The organism is Nostoc sp. (assembly GCF_036917455.1).
GTDB lineage: Bacteria > Cyanobacteriota > Cyanobacteriia > Cyanobacteriales > Nostocaceae > Nostoc.
In genome coordinates this window covers 1-941 of the sequence record NZ_JBALDK010000137.1, presented here as the reverse complement: position 1 = coordinate 941, position 941 = coordinate 1, and the positions used below count along the sequence as shown (strand labels likewise).

The window sequence follows — 941 nt, the reverse complement described above, 5'->3', positions numbered from 1 at the left end:
TTATTGATTTAATCAAATTTGTGCTTTCCACTAATCACCAAAATCACGTAAAACCCACTGCAAGCATTTAATACCCGCGCATATTTGTAATCAATATCTGTGAATATATTTCGCTCTGTCTCTTCAATGCTCTCAATGGGTTGATTCTTGGAGTGTTTGATAAATGCTAGGCGAGAGCCATTGCCAAAATAAGTAGCCCTTGAATTACGGATTTTTACAGATTTTTGAAATCATAAGCCATTTTTCCAATTTAGTTACGCACAATGAAGAAAACGCTTTTTGGGGTGTTGACGACGGCGATTGTTAGCAGCACCCTGATTCCTGGTGTCCAAGCAATCAGTCTCGGAAATACAACTGCCCGCTTTAGTCATGTTCTGATTATTTCGATTGATGGATTGCACAACTCGGATCTATCAGTTGCTAATCTGCAATCTTCTTTGAAAAATATCAAGCGTTTGCAGAGAGTTGGTGTGACATACACCAATGCTTTTGCTTCTGCACCATCAGATTCCTTTCCTGGGGAGCTAAACTATATCACTGGTGCTAACCCCGGTACGACTGGTGTATTTTATGATAAATCCTACAGTCGCGCCTTGTATGCCCCAGGCACTACTGCTGCCCAAATCACCACAGGCATCGCTAAACCGGGTACTGTCGTAGAATTTGCTGAAAACGTTGATGCATCTTGGACTAATGGTAAGGGTGGCACTTTAGATGGCGGTCAAGGATTTGATCAAACCCAATTGCCAGTTGATCGCAATGGCAACCCTGTTTACCCCAACCAGTACCTGAAAGTAAATACCATTTTTGACGTAGCTAGCGCGGCAGGACTACGTACTGCTTGGTCTGACAAACATCCCGCAGCTTACACCATCCTCGCTGGAAATACACAAGACCCAACGAAGTTTAATTTGGCAAAGGGTCGGGTTGGTAGCATTAGC

At 43.1% G+C, this 941-nt stretch carries 1 protein-coding gene; it reads left to right on the top strand.

Features of this window, described 5'->3' with window-relative positions:
* Positions 1-263 precede the first annotated feature (263 nt).
* Positions 264-941 (top strand): alkaline phosphatase family protein (locus V7K42_RS14015; protein ID WP_334917085.1); only part of this gene is annotated, 678 nt, incomplete at its 3' end.